This window comes from Novosphingobium sp. PP1Y (assembly GCF_000253255.1).
Classification (GTDB): domain Bacteria; phylum Pseudomonadota; class Alphaproteobacteria; order Sphingomonadales; family Sphingomonadaceae; genus Novosphingobium.
Genome location: NC_015580.1, coordinates 1,364,536 through 1,382,518, shown reverse-complemented (window position 1 = coordinate 1,382,518; position 17,983 = coordinate 1,364,536). Strand labels below are relative to the sequence as shown.

Annotated in this window: 15 protein-coding genes and 1 pseudogene; 7 read left to right on the top strand and 9 right to left on the bottom strand. The window is 62.2% G+C overall.

The window, feature by feature from the left end:
• Positions 1-8: 8 nt before the first annotated feature.
• A complete protein-coding gene (locus tag PP1Y_RS12610; protein ID WP_158511849.1) occupies positions 9-2,669 on the bottom strand; it encodes a TonB-dependent siderophore receptor in 2,661 nt (886 codons plus the stop codon).
• Between the two features lie 193 nt (positions 2,670-2,862).
• On the opposite strand from PP1Y_RS12610, the gene PP1Y_RS24690 reads away from it, so the two are divergent.
• Positions 2,863-3,540: a GntR family transcriptional regulator gene (locus tag PP1Y_RS24690; RefSeq protein WP_013832586.1), complete on the top strand. Its 678-nt coding sequence runs from the start codon at positions 2,863-2,865 to the stop codon at positions 3,538-3,540.
• 208 nt (positions 3,541-3,748) lie between these two features.
• On the opposite strand, the gene tnpA is transcribed toward PP1Y_RS24690, so the two are convergent.
• Positions 3,749-4,039, bottom strand: coding sequence for an IS200/IS605 family transposase (gene tnpA, locus PP1Y_RS12600; RefSeq protein ID WP_013832585.1), 291 nt, complete (start codon positions 4,037-4,039; stop codon positions 3,749-3,751).
• A gap of 272 nt (positions 4,040-4,311) precedes the next feature.
• Between tnpA and PP1Y_RS12595 the strand changes: the two genes are divergently transcribed.
• Positions 4,312-5,727 (top strand): DUF1254 domain-containing protein, encoded by a 1,416-nt coding sequence (locus PP1Y_RS12595; RefSeq protein ID WP_013832584.1) that lies wholly within the window; start codon positions 4,312-4,314, stop codon positions 5,725-5,727.
• A gap of 70 nt (positions 5,728-5,797) precedes the next feature.
• Here PP1Y_RS12595 and PP1Y_RS12590 read toward each other — a convergent pair whose 3' ends face one another.
• Complete coding sequence (locus tag PP1Y_RS12590; RefSeq protein WP_198409104.1) at positions 5,798-7,741, bottom strand: FAD-dependent oxidoreductase; 1,944 nt, start codon at positions 7,739-7,741, stop codon at positions 5,798-5,800.
• Positions 7,742-7,869: 128 nt separating this feature from the next.
• Here PP1Y_RS12590 and PP1Y_RS12585 point away from each other — a divergent pair, with 128 nt between their 5' ends.
• From PP1Y_RS12585 to PP1Y_RS12575, 3 genes are all read left to right on the top strand, one after another.
• Positions 7,870-8,904, top strand: a complete 1,035-nt coding sequence (locus PP1Y_RS12585) for an NADP-dependent oxidoreductase (RefSeq protein WP_013832582.1) — start codon at positions 7,870-7,872, stop codon at positions 8,902-8,904.
• Positions 8,905-9,001: 97 nt separating this feature from the next.
• Positions 9,002-9,700, top strand: a complete 699-nt coding sequence (locus PP1Y_RS12580) for an SDR family oxidoreductase (RefSeq protein WP_051010032.1) — start codon at positions 9,002-9,004, stop codon at positions 9,698-9,700.
• Positions 9,690-10,496, top strand: a complete 807-nt coding sequence (locus PP1Y_RS12575; protein ID WP_158511848.1) for a DUF2889 domain-containing protein — start codon at positions 9,690-9,692, stop codon at positions 10,494-10,496. Before PP1Y_RS12580 ends, PP1Y_RS12575 begins: the two co-directional genes overlap by 11 nt.
• A gap of 27 nt (positions 10,497-10,523) precedes the next feature.
• Here PP1Y_RS12575 and PP1Y_RS12570 read toward each other — a convergent pair whose 3' ends face one another.
• The 5 genes and pseudogenes from PP1Y_RS12570 to PP1Y_RS12550 form a co-directional block, all read right to left on the bottom strand.
• Positions 10,524-11,318, bottom strand: a complete 795-nt coding sequence (locus tag PP1Y_RS12570) for an enoyl-CoA hydratase/isomerase family protein (RefSeq protein ID WP_013832579.1) — start codon at positions 11,316-11,318, stop codon at positions 10,524-10,526.
• On the bottom strand, positions 11,315-12,391 hold the full coding sequence (locus PP1Y_RS12565; protein WP_013832578.1) for a phosphotransferase: 1,077 nt from the start codon (positions 12,389-12,391) through the stop codon (positions 11,315-11,317). Before PP1Y_RS12565 ends, PP1Y_RS12570 begins: the two co-directional genes overlap by 4 nt.
• Positions 12,388-13,570: pseudogene (locus tag PP1Y_RS12560) on the bottom strand (acyl-CoA dehydrogenase family protein). The gene PP1Y_RS12565 and the pseudogene PP1Y_RS12560 overlap by 4 nt, the downstream one beginning before the upstream one ends.
• A gap of 47 nt (positions 13,571-13,617) precedes the next feature.
• On the bottom strand, positions 13,618-14,370 hold the full coding sequence (locus tag PP1Y_RS12555) for an SDR family NAD(P)-dependent oxidoreductase (RefSeq protein ID WP_013832576.1): 753 nt from the start codon (positions 14,368-14,370) through the stop codon (positions 13,618-13,620).
• A complete protein-coding gene (locus tag PP1Y_RS12550; RefSeq protein ID WP_041558828.1) occupies positions 14,367-15,269 on the bottom strand; it encodes an SDR family NAD(P)-dependent oxidoreductase in 903 nt (300 codons plus the stop codon). The genes PP1Y_RS12555 and PP1Y_RS12550 overlap by 4 nt, the downstream gene beginning before the upstream one ends.
• Before the next feature lie 257 nt (positions 15,270-15,526).
• Between PP1Y_RS12550 and PP1Y_RS12545 the strand changes: the two genes are divergently transcribed.
• The gene (locus PP1Y_RS12545; protein ID WP_013832574.1) at positions 15,527-16,252 is read left to right on the top strand and encodes a carboxymuconolactone decarboxylase family protein; all 726 of its coding nucleotides are present in this window, start codon (positions 15,527-15,529) and stop codon (positions 16,250-16,252) included.
• 25 nt (positions 16,253-16,277) lie between these two features.
• On the opposite strand, the gene PP1Y_RS12540 is transcribed toward PP1Y_RS12545, so the two are convergent.
• Entirely contained in the window at positions 16,278-17,033 is a 756-nt protein-coding gene (locus tag PP1Y_RS12540; protein ID WP_013832573.1) for an SDR family NAD(P)-dependent oxidoreductase, read from the bottom strand.
• A 322-nt stretch (positions 17,034-17,355) separates the two neighbouring features.
• Here PP1Y_RS12540 and PP1Y_RS12535 point away from each other — a divergent pair, with 322 nt between their 5' ends.
• Positions 17,356-17,967: a TetR/AcrR family transcriptional regulator gene (locus PP1Y_RS12535; protein ID WP_013832572.1), complete on the top strand. Its 612-nt coding sequence runs from the start codon at positions 17,356-17,358 to the stop codon at positions 17,965-17,967.
• Positions 17,968-17,983: the final 16 nt, after the last annotated feature.

Below are 17,983 nucleotides of genomic sequence, written 5' to 3'. Positions count from 1 at the left end.
GCCGCTTCTCAGAAGCGGACCCGCGCGCCCACTGCGAACTGGCGCCCGATGGGGTTGGCCGCGGTCGCATCGTATCCGCCGCTGCCGTTGGGCCCCGGCGCCACGTTGACATAGGGCGGGTCAACATCAAACAGGTTGCGCACTTCCGCCGAGAGTTCGAGGCCTTCGAGGCCCGGCCCGGAAAACGTCTCGCCCACACGCCAGGTCAGTGAGAGATCGACCGGGGTATAGGAATCCACCTTCTCAGACGGGGTGACGACATTGTTGGTGTAGCCCCCGACATGGCTGATCATCGTGCGCAGGCTGAGCGGACCGTGGTCCCAGTTGGCCACGAAGCGAGCCTTGAACTTCAGCGGCTGGAAGATCAGGTTCAACTGATCCACCTGGTCCGCCGCCGGCGACACCGCCACCTTGTAATCGGTGATATAGGTGCCCGAGGCATTCAGCGTCAGGACGTCATCCTTGCCGATATCCGCGCTGTAGCCGATGTTGAAGTCGATGCCGCGCGTAATCGACTTGCCGAGATTCAGGCTACGCCCATCAACGAAGAGATTGACGTTGGCGATGTCGTCTCCCGGAAACGGGCGCAGGAGGATTGGAATGCCCTGGTCGACCAGCGACTGGATGCGATCGCGTGCCGCCTGATCGTGCAGGATAACGCCCGTCCCGGCATACTGGTTCTCCTGCGCCAGGATGGCGAGATTGGACAGCAGCGCCGTGACCTGGTTGTCGTAGGCGACGTCGAAGTAGGTGAGCGAGATGCGCAACCGGTCGATCGGCTCGATGTCGGCTCCCACCGACCACGTCGTCGCCGTCTCGGGTCCCAGATCGAGATTCGGTCCGGACAAAGTATAGCCCAGCAATGGCGCACCGCCCGAGGGGTTCTGGTAGAGCTGGCCGAACAACGCATTGGAATTGCCGTAGATCTCCGGGATCGTCGGCGCGCGGAACGAGGTGCCGTAGCTACCGCGCAACTTCAGGCCGTAGAACGGCGTCCAGTTGACGCCGAACTGCGGGTTGGTGGTGTCGCCGGCATCGGAGTAGTCGTCGTAACGGACTGCCGCGGTCAGCTCCAGTTCGCGCAGGCCGGGAGTAGCATTGCCCGCACCGAAGATCGGGACGAGCAGCTCGGCATAGACCGAGTCCACCTTGCGGTCGAAAGAGCGAAAACTGATCGGCGTCGTCGGCGCGCCGCGTGCGCTGCCCAGTTTGGCGGTGAAATCCTGCTTTTCGTAGCCGACCGCCAGCTTGACCTCGCCACCCGGCAATTCGAACAGCGGACCGTGCGCTCCGATCTCGTAGAAGGTCAGCTCACCACTGGTCGGGGCAAGGAAAATCTGGTCGAACAGCCCGTCCAGCACCGACTGGCTGGTGCGGCCAAGCCCATAAGGATCGAGCGCCGTCGCCGGATCGCCGCTGGCCAGCGCCGCCGCCAGCGCACCGCGATTCAAGCCGTCGTAGGAACCTGAAAAGTCCTTGGTCTTTCCGTAGCTGAGCAGGGCTTCAACTTGCCAACGGAATGGCAGGTTGAAACGCACGCCGGGTGAAACTTGCCAGCTTTCCGCCGAGCCGGTCGTCTGGCTGGTCGGGATGTCGTTCACGAAGCTGTAGTCGATTGTGTAGCTGCTTCCAGTGAAACCCGGCGGGCGCACGAAGAACGCATTCGTATCGGGCACCGCAAGCTGCGTGCTGATAACCGCGCCTTTGCGGCGGAACTTTCGCTTCGAATAATAGCCGTCGAAAAACAGCTCCATCCAGTCATTGACTTCGAAAGTAGCCGTTCCGTTCAGGGAATTGTATTTCTGCTGCGGGAACAGGTCCTGTCCGATCTGACTGTCGCACAAGTTGGACGTGCCGGGCGTGATCGCTCCCGCATTGGCCTGAGTATACTGGTCGGGCAAAGCATAAGTCGTGCCACCAATGGTCATCGTCCCCGGAGCGCACCCGGTCACGCGGTAGTCGTTGCCGCCGAAAGGCACCTGGTTGCTGGTGTAGAACTTTCGGTCGTCTCCGCTCAGGTTGGAGCGCTCGACATGCTCGAAGGCCACCATTACCTGGCCACGATCGAAGATCTTGCCGAACGCGGCGCCCGCCGACCATTCGTCGAAGGCGCCGTCCTCGGCGGTATTGTAGCGGGCGAACCCTTCGACCCCATCGAGGTCACGCCGCGGAATGAGATTGACGACGCCCGCGACCGCATCCGAACCGTAAATCGCCGACGCGCCGTTGGCGACAACCTCGATACGCTGCACGCCCAGCGTGGGCAGCACCGAAGGATCGGTCGAGCGGCTGTTGTTCACGGCACGATGGCCGTCGATCAGCACCAGCGTCGCGTAAGGTCCGATGCCGCGCAAGTTGACCGTATTGCCATAGACAATGTTGCCCGAACCGCCGGCTTGCGCGCGTGAATTCTCCGAAACGCCAAGGTCGAAGTTCTGCGGCAGTTCCTTGATGACCCTATCGATGGTGATCGAACCGGACTGAGTGATTTCATCGCGCCCCAGGACTGTCGCCGCAGCGCCAACCGGCGCGCCCGAGCTGACGCGACTGCCGGTCACGATGATCTTGTTCGCATCTTCCTCCGAGAGCCCCTCATCCTGTGCATGCGCCAAGTAGGGCAGGCAGAGCACTGCCAACGATACCCCTGCGAGCAGGCCATTTCCGGTCAATTGACGGACTTTTCCTAGCTTCTGCATCCTTTGCCTCCCTCGTCCGCCCGGGAATTCGTGCCCGGTGCGTGCAATCGATCGAGCATTTCAGCCCCTCTGCCCGCTTGTGTTTTCGCAAAGCCGGTCTGCATGCAAGGAAAATATCGATGACGATATTGTTGACAATTCTGTCGATCAGATTCAGTACTTGGGCATGGACGACATTGCCAAGACTCTTCCGCAGAAAGGACCTGCGAGCTCCGAAATCGCAGACTGGATTCGCGACCAGATCCGCACCAGCCGCTTCGTCCCCGGGCAGCGGCTGATAGAGGTCGACATCATTCGCAAGACAGGCGGAAGCCGATTCAAGGTACGCGAGGCATTGCAACGCCTTTCGGCCGAAGGTCTGGTCGAGATCGAAGAGAATCGCGGTGCCTCGGTGCGCGAGGCCTCAATGTCGGAAATCCGCCAACTCTACCGCTCGCGCGCAGCGTTGGAGAGCATCTGCGCAGGCGACTTTGCCCGCGATGCATCGCCGACGGAGAAGGCCGAACTGCAGGCTATCGCTGAAGAGATGGAAAGCTGCCTGGAAGACGGCGCGCCGGAGCGCTTCGGCAGCCTGAATGCCAAGTGGCACGCGATGATCATGCCCGTGACCGGCAATACCGTCATCGCAGGCATCGTACGCCGCCTCAACACACCGGTTCACCACCTGCTGTTCGAAACGTTCTACCGCGGGAACCGCATGCGAGACGCCGTGAACGACCACCGGTTGATCCTTTCCGCGATCATCGAAGGCGATGTAGAGGGTGCGGAAAAGGCCATGCGCCAGCACGTCGAAAACGGTCTGCAGTTCCTGACCTCACTGGACAAGGCGCTCCATCGCGAGTGAGCCGGCCGGCCCGGCGGTGCGGACACGCATTCAATGACAGAGTCTCAAGTAATCCATGTCGCCGACAGCTACGAAGGCAAGCACCCTGGCATGGAGCTGCACGGCTAATTGACTGACCGACTGACGCCGGCAGGATCATGCGGCGGGGCTGAAGCCATCTTTGTGGGTATGTCGATCGAGATACCGCATGATGATGTCATCGGTGATGTTACCGGATGTGGTCGAGCTCCTGCTGGATCTTCCGCGATGATCGCCCCTTGGCCCGGCGCACGAAGTCGCTGGCAGACACATGCGGCAGGATTTCGACGAACATGTCGACGTGATCGCAGGACAGGGCGCCGTTGATGATCGTCACGCCCATCTCTGCGCAGACCTGCTTGATGACCTCCCGGACCCGCAAGCGGACGTCGCCATGGAGCACCTTGAAGCGGTACTTCGGAGCCCACACGAGATGATAGCGATGATGGAATGTCGTGTGACAACCGCTCTTGTAGCGCATAGCCTGTAACCTCGCGAGGCTGTGGCTGAAGCCAGTATTCGACTGAAAGTCGGAGCGCTTCCTACCCACCAATGCAGCCACAAACCCGGCACTGGCAGATCTCGAAGGTCGACCGTCCGGTCGGTTTACATTGCGAATGACGGGCATTAGCCTCCGTTCCCGAGCGATTATCGCGGCCTTGATCTGTTCTCCACACAGATCCAACACATATTGCGGAAAGGGATACCGTGCGTAGATTGCCGTCGCCTATGGCGAGAACCTGCGGCTCAAGAATGAAGGAAATTGCCAGCCGAACGGCCCTTGCCTGCCTTTTGGCGATTGCCTCTTCTACGGGAACCTTCGTGGTCTCCGCACATGCCCAAGCCGATGTCTCTTGTCGTTCGAGTGACAGCGCAGGCGATCTGCTTCCTGATGATCGGGCGGCACGGGACGCATTGCTTCAATCAACGGCATTTGATGCGACAATCTATGGAATGTCGGCCTATCTGCAGTATGAGCAGCTGTATCGCCAGGTCTACGATCGCAACTCGGCCAACTATACCGGTTTCAACCGTTTCTCGCACGAGCGCGAGCTGGCCGGTCCGGATTATGCAACGTTCAAGGTCCCAAACTCAGACACGCTTTATTCAACAGCCTGGATCGATCTTGAAAATGGTCCGGTGGAAGTGAACATTCCTCCCACCAGCCTGAAATACTTCACGCTCAACATCTTCGATATATTCGGTAATCCCGGAAACCTGAGCAGCCGCACAATCGGGTTCAAGGGCGGGCGCTTCATGCTCGCCCCCCCGAACTGGAAAGGCACACCGCCCCCGGGGGTGACCGTTTACCGCTCCAGTTCGGTGCGAGTCTGGATCCTCATGCGGGTCTTTGCCCAGTCGAAGCGCGAGCTCAAGCTGGCCCGTGACTTTCAGGATAGGGTGGAGATCGGCTCTGCTCCGCCCACTGGACAAATCCCGGCGCCTGAAGCGGGCGCGGCGGGCTTCCTGCGCGTGCTGGACAACGTGCTGCGGGTCGACGGCTGCCTGCCCGGCGAAGAGGCTCTTGTCTCGCGCTTTCGCATCCTCGATATTCTGGGTACAGAGCCGTTCGATCCCGCGCATTTGAATGCCACGTCGCTGGCGGCAGTGGAGAATGGCTACCGGGAGGCGCAGGCACTCATCGAGCGGTCGCGCTCACAACTCGGCTCACCTACAGGAACGGGTTGGACAAAGGTGCGCAAGGGCAATTACGGCTTCGACTATGTGCGCCGATCGGTAACCAACGCAGCAGGCCTCGGAGCCAACGTTCGCGAGGAAAATTCATCCTACACGACGTTCGTCGACGGCACAGGCAAGCGGCTCGACGCGAGCGCGTCGGACTATGTTCTACAGCTGAAAGATCCCCCGCCGGTTAACGCTTTCTGGTCCGTGACGCTTTACGATGCGCGAACCTTTGCGCTCTATGCCAATCCACTCAAACGCTATCTTATCAGTGACCGGACCTCGGGCCTGAAGCGGGGAGCGGACGGGTCGATTACCATCGATATCCGCCATTCGCCCCCTGAACACGGCAATTGGTTGCCCGCGCCCGATGGGCCCTTCTTCATCGTGATCCGCGCCTATTCGCCCAAGCCCGAGATGTTCGAGGGCAAATGGCTTCCACCAGCGATCAAGGCGCAGTCCCGCACCTCAAAGGCGTCTCGTTAGGGCCTCTCGGCGGCAACACGAGGACAAGGGTATGCTGACATCGGCGAGCACCCCGGGCAGTGCCCGTCCATCAGATTGTCGCAGCTGCCCTGAAAGCCTCGAAGATGGCATGCGAGACGCGTCGAGGCGCCAGGCAATCTCCGACCGAGCGCATTTCCTTCGTGACTGCGGCGAGAGACTTGCGCAGCTCGCTGACGGGTGAGCGACCGGTCTGAACGACGAGGAGGTCGAATGTTTCTCGAATAACCTCGCCACTCGCGAGGTTGACGAGGTCGACGCCCTCCTCGTCCGCGCCAAGCACCTCGGTCAGCGGCAGGTAGCGAGCCTGCCCCCCGCCAAGCCGGCCCAGAAGCGGAGCGACGCTCTCGGTCGGGATTGCCGCCGCAATCGTGGCAGATGGCGTTGCCAGGGTCAGTTGCCAGCCCGCGTCGACGAGCGCATTGGCCACACCATAGGTCCACCAGAAGCCGCTGCCGTCGTCGACCATCAGCACCTTGTTGTTCCCGCGCGGTGCCGGGGCGCCTTCGGTAAGGACTTCAAACCAGCGCATTGCACCTGGACCGAAACGCTCTGCATCGATCGGATTGGGCTCGGCTCCGGTGGCGACAATTACCGCGTCATACGACCCGGAAAGGTCATCGGCCCCACTGATCCGGCTGCCGAGCCTTACGTCGACCCCGAGCAGGCGCAATTCACCTTGCAGGTAATCGAGAAGACGACGAAGGCCGGCACGTTCAGGCACGCTGGAGGCAAGAAGGAATTGTCCTCCGAGTCCGTCCGAAGCCTCGTGAAGCGTTACGTCATGTCCCCGCAGTGCCGCGACGCGCGCCGCCTCCATCCCGGCCGGCCCGCCCCCCACGACGGCAATACGGCGAGGAACATCGGTCGGTGACGGAACCTGCGCAAACGGGCTTTCAAGCTCGCGCCCCGTCGCGGGATTGACCGCGCAATGCAGGTGAGGTGCAAAAGCCCGGCAATCCTGATTGAGGCCGATGCAAGGGCGAATCCGTCCGGCCTCGCCCGACGCCGCCTTTGCCACCCAATCCGCGTCGGCGACAAAGGCTCGTGCAAAACCGATCGCGTCGGCCTGCCCAGCCTCGAGTACGTGCTCAGCCACCTCGGGGGAAGTCATCCGCTGCCCGGCTATCGTCACGAGCCCAGAAGCCTCGCGCAGGATTCCGGCCGCGCGTGCCGCCATCGCTGCTGGCTGTGTGACGTCCTTGACGTAGGCTCCGCGCGTGCCGAGCGTTACACTGACGTAGTCGGGCGGGCAGTCCCTTGCGATTACCTCGACGATGCGCCGCGTGTCGGCAATTTCAAGACCATCGGCGATCTCCTCGTCCGCACTCAGGCGCAAGCCCAACAGGAAGGAGGCGCCGCAGGTTCCGCGGATCGTTTCGATGATCTCGCGCAGGAAGCGCATCCGCCTTTCCGGCGTTCCTCCCCAGCGGTCGCTGCGATGATTTGTCGCTGGCGAGAGAAACTGCGCAACGAGATAACCATGTGCACCGTGGATCTCGACCCCGTCATGGCCTGTCTTCTCTAGGTTCGCGGCACTAAGCGCAAATGCTTCAATGACCTCGCGAATCTGGGCATCGTCCATTTCCTGCGGGGCGAAGAGGTCGCGCGGTGAGCGCAGTGGGCTTGGCGCCAGCAAGGGATAGTCCGATTCCGCGCCGATCGACTCGCGACCCAAATGGATAATCTGGCCGACGATGGGAACGCCGTGCTGGTGGACGGCCTCGACACGCTTGGCCAATCCCTCGAGAGCATGGTCGGAATAGTTCTCAAGGAGCTTGCGCCCTCGGCGCGCGGTGTCGGGTGAAACCACGGAGGCCCCGGTAATCATCAGGCCCGGCCGCGTCCGTGCCCGTCTTTCGTAATAGGCGATGTCGCCTTCGGTCAGCATCCCATCAGCAAGCATACTGGTCCCATGGGGCAGCATGACGATGCGATTTTCCAATGCCAGCGTACCGATATGCAGCGGCGAGAAGAGGCGGGGAAAGGTGTCCATGGTCCTTTGCTGACAGGCCGAAACGTGAAGCGCATCGAAAATGTTGCCCATCGCGTCAGGAGCTGTCGCAAGGGTCAGTAGCCGCGCTTGTGAAGCGCAACCTATGTCATTGGGCGAGAGGAGTAGGCATGGCATTGACCAATCGGCGTTGGCTGCTGGCAAGACGCCCGCAAGGCGAGCTTTCGCTTGACGACTTTGCCTTCGAGGAGCGACCGTTCGAGGAGCCCGAGCTAGCCGCAGGTGAAGTCATTGTACGCACCGGCCTGTTCGCCTGCACCCCAACCGTTCGCAATATGCTGAACGATGCCGGCCACAGCCATCGCGGCTCGATCCCGCTCGGCAATCCGATCCAGGGCATCACGGGTGGCTTGATCCTGCGTTCGCGTCATCCCCGCTACCCTGAGGGCAAACGGCTCGTCGCGGTGCTCGGCTGGGAGGACTATCGCGTGATCGCGCCCGACCTTTCCCCTCTGCCGGTCTTCCTCTTGCCCGATGACATGACGATCGAGGAGGCGCTCGGCGTCGCAGGCCTCAACGCACAGACCGGTTACTGCGGCATGCTCCATGTCGGCAGACCCCGACCGGGCGAGACAGTCGTCGTCTCGGCAGCCTCCGGATCGACGGGATCGATCGCGGCACAGGTCGCCCGGATCGGGGGGTGCCGCGTCATTGGCATCGCCGGCGGCAAGGCCAAGTGCGACTGGCTGTTGAACGAAGCGCGTCTCGATGCGGCAATCGACTACAAGAATGAAGACGTCGCCAACCGGCTGGCTGAGCTGTGTCCTGAAGGTATCGACGTTTTTTATGACAACGTCGGCGGTTCGATACTGCAGGCGGCGATGGACAATATCGCGGTGCACGGACGCGTCGTCGTCTGCGGCCAGCTTTCTGCCTACGACAGTGGCGCGCCTGCGCCGGGCCCAGACGACATGATGAAGGTGGTGTACTCCCGCGTGCGCATCGAGGGTTTCGTCATCGGCGATTTCGACGCGGCAACCACGCGCCGGGCCCAGGCGGACCTCTTGCGATGGCACCGCGAGGGCGCTCTCGCCCATCGTCTCGATATTCGCCATGGCTTCGAGGCCCTGGCGGCCTCCTATCTCGACTTGTTCAGGGGCGGCAATGAAGGAACTCTGGTAGTCCGGACAGCGGACATTGACTGAGTTGGCAACCGGCAGACTTCGATCCGGGAGGCACCCTGGCGCTGGCCGTCTCGCGGGCAAGCGCACGCTAATCACCGGTGCCGCGGGCAATGTCGGAATGGGGCTCGTCCAGGGATTCCTGGCAGAGGGCGCTCAAATCCTCGCTGCCGATCTCGCGGTGTTCAACGATTTCGAAGTGCGTCCGACTACCGGAAATGCGGACGCGTTGCTCACGATCCGGCTCGACGTGACTGATCCTGCCGACTGGAATCGTGCACTTACACTGATCATCAGTGAATGGGGCGGAATCGACGTGCTCGTCAACAATGCTGCCATCGCTTCGGCGCTCGTTCCCATCGACGCGCGTGAACCGGAAGATTGGGACCAAATGATGGCGATCAACCTGCGCGGTCCATTCCTCGGCACGCGGGCCGTCATTCCGCCCATGCGCGACGCGGGCGGCGGTGCGATCGTCAATCTCTCATCGGTCGCCGGGCTTGCCCAGTCGCGTAGCATGGACGCGGCCTATGCTGCCTCGAAGGCAGGTCTTGCCATGTTGACGCGAGTGACCGCCGCGCAACACGGCGCGGACGGCATCCGCTGCAATTCAGTGCATCCCGGGCCGATCGACAGCGCGATGATGCGTGCGGCCTATCCTGATCCCGAAGCCTTGGCGAAAAGGCTCTCGCGCGTGCCGATGAGCCGAGCAGCGAGCATTGCCGAAGTGGTTGCTGCGACGATATTCCTCGCAAGTGACGAGTCATCCTTCACAACGGGCACCGCGATCGGTGTCGATGGCGGTGCGATTGTCGAGTGATACCGGAGCCGCGAGCTACCTGCGCGCGATTGTTCCAGAAGCCTATCCCGACCTGCCTTATCCGGCCAATCCGGATTATGGCACAGGAGCCTGCCGCCGCCGCATTGTGCTCAATGGCAGCGCCGGGCGTGTTGAAGGCTGGCTTTCGGACAATTTTCACGAAATGACCGTTACCCTTGAACACGATAGCTCCCGGGTGAAACGGATCTCGGGAGAAATGATCCGTTATCCGACGACTGCCTGCCCGGGCGCGTCCAGAGTACTCGACGAACTCGTCGGCATAGAGGTCGGCACACCGTCGGCGACACTGTTCGCAGGCGGGCGGGCCCGCCGCAATTGCACTCACCTGTTCGACCTTGCCGTTCTAGCCGTAGCTCACGCGGAGAGATGCGAGCAAGAGCGGAGATATGACATTCTGGTACCCGATACGATCGAGGGCCAGACCAAGATCAGCGTACTTCGAAATCAAGTCACGATCCACTCCTGGGCCGTCGTTGACGGATGGATTGTTGCCCCTCGCGAACTTGCCGGACAACCGGTGGGCAAGGGCTTCGCGCAATGGGCCCGCGAGCTGTATTCGGGTGATGAACTGGAGGCAGCACTGGTTCTTTCCCGGCTCAATTACCTTGCCGTGGGCCGGCGTTGGCTGACCGAGACATTCACCGGCGAGCCGATCGGGCGCAATGCAGCTCTCCACGATGTCTGTTACGCCTATTCAAAGGGCCTACGCGAACATGCGGTGTTCCGCGATGGCGCGAGGCAGGAATTCCCCGAGGGGATTCCTGAGCGGGATTGACGCCCCTATAGCCGTATCCGGAGAACCTCAGACACCAGGGAAACGTGGCGTGCGCCGCTCAAGGAAAGCGGCGAAGCCCTCGCCTGCCTCGTCGCCGGCAGCGGCCGCAGCGATGGTTTCTGCTTCCAGCGCGAGGTGCGCGGCAAGATCGGGCGTCGAGGAAGCGCGCAACAGCGCTCGGCACGCGCCGATGGCACCGGTCGCGCCTGAAGCGAGCCTTGCAGCCAGCGCATCGGCCTCTTCTGCGAGGCGCTCGTCAGGAACGACATGGGTGACGAGGCCAAGGTCGCTAGCCTCCTCAGCACTGATGCGAGGGTTTTCGAACAGGATCCGCTGCGCACGGCGCAACCCGACCAGGCGCGGCAGCATCCATGAAGTGCCCCCGTCGGGTGTCATGCCGATGGCGGTATAGGCCGCAGTCAAGTGCGCTGAACGTGCCGCGAGTACCACATCGCCGATGAGCGCCAGGCCAAAGCCGGCCCCTGCCGCCGGACCGTTGATAACCGTAACGAGCGGCTTGTTCATTGTCAGGAGACGGTAAATGCCGGCATTGAACTGACGGGCCAGGCCGTGAACGATTGCCCGCGCCTCGCCCGCTTCGCGCGCCGCAACGAAGCGGGATATATCGCCCCCCACGCAGAAGAAATCACCTTGCCCGGTCAGCATCACGCAGCGCACGGTCGGATCGCTTGCGCAGCGCTCGGCCAACTCGTCGAGTGCCTCGGCGATCTCGGCGTTGATGGCATTGCGCGTCGCGGGCTGATTGAGCCTTAACCACGCAACACCGGCCTGCACGTTGTATAGGATGGCCGGTTCGCTCATTTCTGCGACCATTCGGCACGGGTGATGGCGAGCGCGAGCCGGGCGAGCTCTGGAAAGGCCTCGGCGCGTTCCTTTGCCTGTGCGTTGGCTGCGGTGCCGCGGATCACGCGGCCCTTGATGCCGTGGAAGATCGCGGCGAGGCGGAAGAAGTTGAAGGCCATGCAGTAGCGGTAGCCCGGCATGTCCTTGCGCCCGGTGCGCCGGCAATAGGCCGCGACGTAGTCCTTCTCGCTGGGAATGCCCAGGGCGACGATGTCGGCTCCGGCCAGCCCGGCCACGATATGCGGCGGCATGTGGTACATCATCGCGTGATAGGCGAAGTCTGCCAGCGGATGGCCCAGCGTCGACAGTTCCCAGTCCAGCACGGCCATAACCCGCGGCTCGGTGGGATGGAAGATCATGTTGTCGATGCGAAAATCGCCGTGGATCACGCTCGATGCGCCGTCGTCCTCGGGCATGTTCGCCTCGAGCCAGTCGATCACCGCGTCCATGTTCCCGTCGCGGCCCGCAGCCTCGTCGTCGCGGTACTGCTTCGACCAGCGCCCCACCTGGCGCGCGAAGTAATTGCCCGGCCTGCCGTAGTCACCAAGGCCGATCGCCTCGGGATCGAAGGAATGCAGCTGCGCGAGCGTCGCGTTCATCGCATCGTAGAGCGCCGCGCGCTCCGCGTTGGAGACGCCCGGCACCCTCGCATCCCAGAAGATGCGCCCTTCGACCATCTCCATGACGTAGAACCAGGTCCCGATGACATCGTCATCGGTGCACAGGCCATAGACCCTGGCCACCGGGAAACCCGCACCGTGAAGCGCCGACAGCACCTTGGCCTCGCGCTCCACCGCATGGGCGCCCTTGAGCAGCTGGCCCGGCGGCTTGCGCCGCAGCACGTAGCTGCGCGAGGGCGTCACCAGCTTGTAGGTCGGGTTCGACTGTCCGCCCTTGAACTGTTCGACCGCCAGGGGGCCCTCGAAACCCTCCACATGGGTCTCCAGCCACGCGGTCAGCGCGGCTTCGTCGAAGGCATAGCCTGCGCGGACCGCAGTCGTGCCGGTATTGGCCTCTACAACGTCTGTCATGCCCCTGCCGCTTCCTTCGCTGCCTCCTGGGCCTTGCGCCAGTCGCGCTTGATCTTCTTGGCAAGCGACCACTTGTGGACTTCGGTGGGGCCGTCGTAGATGCGAAAGGCGCGCACTTCGCGGAAGACCTGCTCGACGATGGTGCGTTCGGTCACGCCGGTTCCGCCCATGACCTGGATGCAGTTGTCGGCGATCTTCATCAGGGCCTCGGACACCGAGACCTTGGCCATCGAGCTTTCCACCGTGCCCAGCGAGCCGGTGTCCAGCACGGAGGCGCACCAGTCGATCATCAGCTCGCACTGCTGGATGAGGATCTTGTTCTCGGCCAGCATGAAGCCCACGCCTTCGTGGTCGATCAGGGTCTTGCTGAATGCCTCGCGGCGGCAGGCGTAGTCGGTCGCGATCTCGTGCGCGCGGATGCAGCAGCCAAGCCAGCGCATGCAGTGCGACAGGCGGGCAGGCGAAAGGCGGATCTGCGCATACTTGAAGCCTTCGCCCGGAAGGCCGAGCATCTGGTCGGCCGGGATGCGCATGTCCTTGATGGTCAGCGTTGCATGACCGCCGGGCATCGAGGTGTCGATGGTATTGGGAACTTCGTCGATCACGATCGCCGGATCGGGCAGGTCGACGAGGAACATGCAGGCGCCGCCCTTGGTATCCTCTTCCGCCGAGGCCGCCATGACGATGCCGACCTTCGCGCCCTGCGCACCGGTGATGAAGGTCTTGCGGCCATTGACGACCCAGTGGTTGCCGTCCTTGCGGCAGGTCGTCTTCATCATCGAGGGATCGCTGCCCGCACCGCCCCCATTCGGCCGGCTCGGTCATGAAGAAGGCCGAGCGCCCCGAACCGTCGACAAGCGGCTTGAGGAAGCGCTCCTTCAACTCGGGCGAACCGACGTGGCCGATGAGGTACATGTTGCCCTCGTCCGGGGCCATCGTGTTGCACGCCAGCGGGCCGAGCGGCGAAAGGCCGGACCTGATCAGGACAACGGCCGTCTCGCGCTGGGTCAAGTGCGCACCGTCAGCCTTGATGTGGGGCGTGAGTACCCCGGCATCGCGGGCCCTCCCGCGCATCTCCATCACCAGTTCGTCGGTCGGCGCACCGTGATGGTCGCGGCGCGGGTCCTTCTCGTAAGGCACCACAACTTCGCGCACAAAGGCTTCCACCCGCTCGGCCATGTCGAGGGCGTATCGGGAAACGGCAGCGGAATTGGTCTGTAATACAGTCATTGTGCGGACTTGCCTCCATCGACCACAAGTTCCGAGCCAGTCATGTAGCGCGCATCGTCACTGGCGAGGAACGCGATACCGTCAGCAATTTCTTCGGCTTCGCCCGGACGCCCCATCGGGACGTCTGCCAGCAATTGCCTGGCGATCACGGGGTCGGCATAAGCCTCGGCGGTTAGCGGAGTGGCCGTGTGCCCGGGATGGATCGAGTTTGCACGCACGCCGTTTCCAGCCGCAGCACATTCCAATGCGGTGACCTTGGTGAACATACGCACTGCCCCCTTCGACGCACTGTAGGACCCGGTGTTGACCCCAGCGATGATACCGCGAATGGACGAGACATTGACAATGGCCCCGCTACCCGAGGCGGCCAAAAGCGGCATCAGGATTTTGGTCGAGAGGAAAATGCTTTCCATGTTGACCGCCATGACTGCACGCCAGGTTTCGAGACTCGTATCGGCGATCGGCGCGAAGCTGCCATAGCCCGCATTGTTGACCAGCACGTCGAGTCTCCCATGGCGTTCGCCGATGACCCTGGCCAGCGCCAGCCAGCCCGCCTCCTCGGTCACGTCGAGGACGTGACTCTCGTGCCCCTCACCCGAGAGCGCGGCGAGCGCTGCGGGAAGCTTCTGCGCGTCTCGGTCTGCCAGCAACACATGCGCGCCTTCCGAGGCGAGGCGCGCACAAGTGGCCAATCCAATCCCCGAAGCCGCACCGGTGACGAGTGCAATGCGCCCCTCGAAGCGGTTCACGACGCTTCTACTCCAACTCCGGCGTCGCGCACGCCGACGTCATCCTTGCTGAGTTCGAGGATACTTTCGAAGGTCGGATTGGCACGCTCGACGATGGACTGCGCTCTGGCGCGAATACCGGCGTCGAAGCGCTCGGTAGTAAAGACATAGAACTGGTTCGCACGGATACCCTCGAATGCAAGTTCGGCAACGGCCTCGGGCGAAGGGGCACTGCGATAGAGATCATCTGCAATCGCCTGGAGTTCTGGTTCTTCTTCGGGGCGCCCGCCCCGTGCACGCAGGTGTTCGGGCCTCGACCGCTCGGCATCATAGATGCGCGTCGCCACGAGTCCGGGGCACAGCATCGTTACGCCGATCGGCGCGCCAACCTCGCGCAGTCCCGCGAAGAGAGCCTCCGTGATTCGAACGACAGCATGTTTGGAAGCGCCGTAGACCGCAGACCCAGAGCCGCTGACAAAGCCCGCGACCGACGCCGTGTTTAGGACATGCGCAGGCTTATCCTGGGCAATCAGGCGTGGCACGAAGCTGCGGATGCCATTGGTCACCCCATCGACATTGACGCCGAAGGCCCAGCGCCAGTCCTCTGGCGTAAATTCCCATACCATACGGTGACGGCCGCCTGGAACCACGCCGGCATTATTGCAGACGAGCGCGACATCGCCGCATTGCGCAAAGGCATCGTGCGCCAAGGCGTCCACAGCCTCTGGATCGGTAACATCGACTACCCGCGTCAGGCATTGCGTCACGCTTAATCGGGAAGCGACTCCGGCAAGGTCAGCCGCGTTGATGTCTGCGAGGACCAGCCGCATGCCGAGCCCCGCCGCTTGCTTTGCCAGCGCAGCGCCGATGCCGCTGCCCGCGCCGGCTATGACGGCGGTCCTACCTTCGAACTCGTTCATGTCTCTTCCTTGCTATCCCCTCGCGGTCCGGCTTGTCCGATCGCTCAAACTGTGTCGGAATGCCGTTGCGGCGACATCGCTCCATGCGCCTCAGCATTAATCGACCGACCAGTCGGGCGTCAATGATGAAGGTGACACCGAATCAAAGAGGCGAGGTTGATCAGAAAAGGAGCGCGCCCTGGCGATTGACGAGCCGTCTATCGACGCTTAGTCATTGCCCAACCGACCGGACGGTCTATTAAGTTGGAGAGATAATCATGACAGACGCCGTCACCAGCGTTGAACCAAGCGGCGTCGAGACCGCAGTACAGCTCTCGGCTCTGGGTGTTCTGCGCTGCAATGCACCAATGACCGTTGCAGGCTTTCAAAGATGGCGATCGATCATCGAGACCGACGGAGCGGTTCCGGCGAGAATCAAACTGCTCTTTGTTGCTTGCGCAGCGTGCGTGAAGGGCTATGTCGAGCTCGGTCGGCGTGAGCTTGCCGCGGCGCGCGAGGCTGGACTCAACGCTTCCGAGGCAGGGGCTGCCGTCGCAATTCTGTCTAGTGTGCGAGGCGAAGGGGCAGCATTGCGCTTCCATGGCATTGCCGAAACGCTGTTCGGCCCGCTCACATCCGACGAAGTGCCGGATGAGGTTGTCCGTGATGTCGAGCCCGGCGCAGCGGAGTCAAACTTCCTCGCCTACTTCGGAGAAATGCCCCCTTCACTCGCCAAACTGCTCGAACTCAAACCGCTGGGTGCTGACGCCTACTATCTCATGCGCGAAGGCACACTGTCTGGCACCGCGCTTGCATCCGACCATGCTGAGCTGCTGCTCGTGACTGTGCTCGTTGCCGATTACAGCAATTGGGCCTCAGTGCACATGAACGGCGCACGGCGTGCCGGTGCGAGCGAGGAAGCCATTGCCGAAGCGGTAATCTGCGCAGTTCCGACCAGCGGGCTTTCCGCCTGGGTGGTGGGCGCGACAGCAATGGACGCCTGACCGCTGCGATCGGAATTACTCTACCCTAAAGACCACTCACCAGATGGCCGCCGTCGACAGCAATGACCGACCCGGTCATGTAGCGAGATTGTTCCGAGGCTAGCAGCAGCAGCGGTCCATCCAGGTCTTCCAGTTCTCCGAGGCGGCGCTGCGGAATGCGCGCGATCAGTCTCTGGCCTGCATCGGAGGCAAAGAAATCACGGTTCAATTCAGTCTCGAGGTAGCCGGGCGCCAAAGCATTGACCCGGACCCCCAGCGGCGCCCACTCGAGCGCGAGCGCCTTGGTCAACTGGATCAACCCAGCTTTGCTTGCGGCGTAGGCAGCCAGTCCCTTGGACACCCGCTCGCCAAGGATCGAGGCGATATTGATGATGCTGCCACCATGCCCGCGCATGGCTTGTGCGGCCTGCTGCGCGACGAAGAATGCGCCGGTGAGGTTTGGCCCGAGGACCGCATTCCAGTCTTCTGGTCCGACGTCCAGGGCAGCGCGAGTCTGCGCGACGCCAGCGTTGTTGACAAGGATCGAGGGAGGAGCAGGCGCGCGCGCGGCGATGGCGGCGAAAGCGCTTTCCACCGAGGTCGAATCGGTCACGTCCAGCGACAGGGCCTCGCAGGTGCCCCCCGCCCTGCCGATCTCTCCTGCCAGTGCAGCAAGTGCATCAAGCCGCCGCGCCGCAACAAAGACATGCGCGCCGTGTGCCGCCAGCACCTTGGCGAAATGGCGTCCGAGGCCGGAACTCGCGCCGGTTACCAGAGCCACCTTCCCGTTAAGATCGACCATTCACTCTCTCCCTTGCCCGCACGGCGATGGATAGGCGACACGCCCGCCATTCAGCTGTCGGTTAAACTCGAACCGGTCCGCCTTAGCGATCGACATCAGATCGTCGAACTGACCATTTGGGCGACGGAAAGGCGAGACAGCCGGTCGAATCGGGCTTGTAGCGATACACAACCGATCAGTCGGTCGAGAACATGCTTGGCAAGAGTGTGATCTTCTGGTTTGGGAGACTATGGCTCGTATTGCGGCAAACGCCCGCAGAATTGGATGACGAACGACGCGGCGGATTACAGTCCAATGCGGTGAAAGGGCGAGAACACCGGACATGCCACGGCAAAATACAAAGAAGCGACAGACAACTGAAGCGCACGATGAAAAGCGCAATGAGATCCTGAAACATTGCGCCAGCCTGTTCGACAAGGTTGGCTACCACGGCGCGTCCATGCAGATGATCGCCGACGAAGTGGGCTTGGGCAAGCCGACGCTATACCACTATTTTTCGAGCAAGCAGGCGATTCTATATGCCATTCACGATGCGCATATAACCGCGCTGATCGATGGGCTCGACGCAAGCGATCCCTCGATTGAACCGTCCCGCCTTCTTCGGCTGGCCTGCATCGACATCTTGCGCGAAATCGCCGAACATCCCGGCTACGTTCGCGCTTTCATGGATCACTACACGGACCTTGAAGGCCCGCAGAGGCAAGAAATACGCTCGCGCCGTCAGGACTATTTCAACCGCATCCAGTCCATCATCGCGAGGGGCATTGAATCCAAGCACTTCATAGAGTGCGATCCGGTCCTGACCGTTTACGGCTTTCTCGGCATGTGCAACTGGGCCTACAAGTGGTATCCTCAGGTCGCCAAAAAGAGAAAGCCTGAGGATGTCGCCGATGCCCTGTGCAGGCCGTTTTTCGAGGGATTGTGCCGACGCTGACAGGCGTGCGGGATCG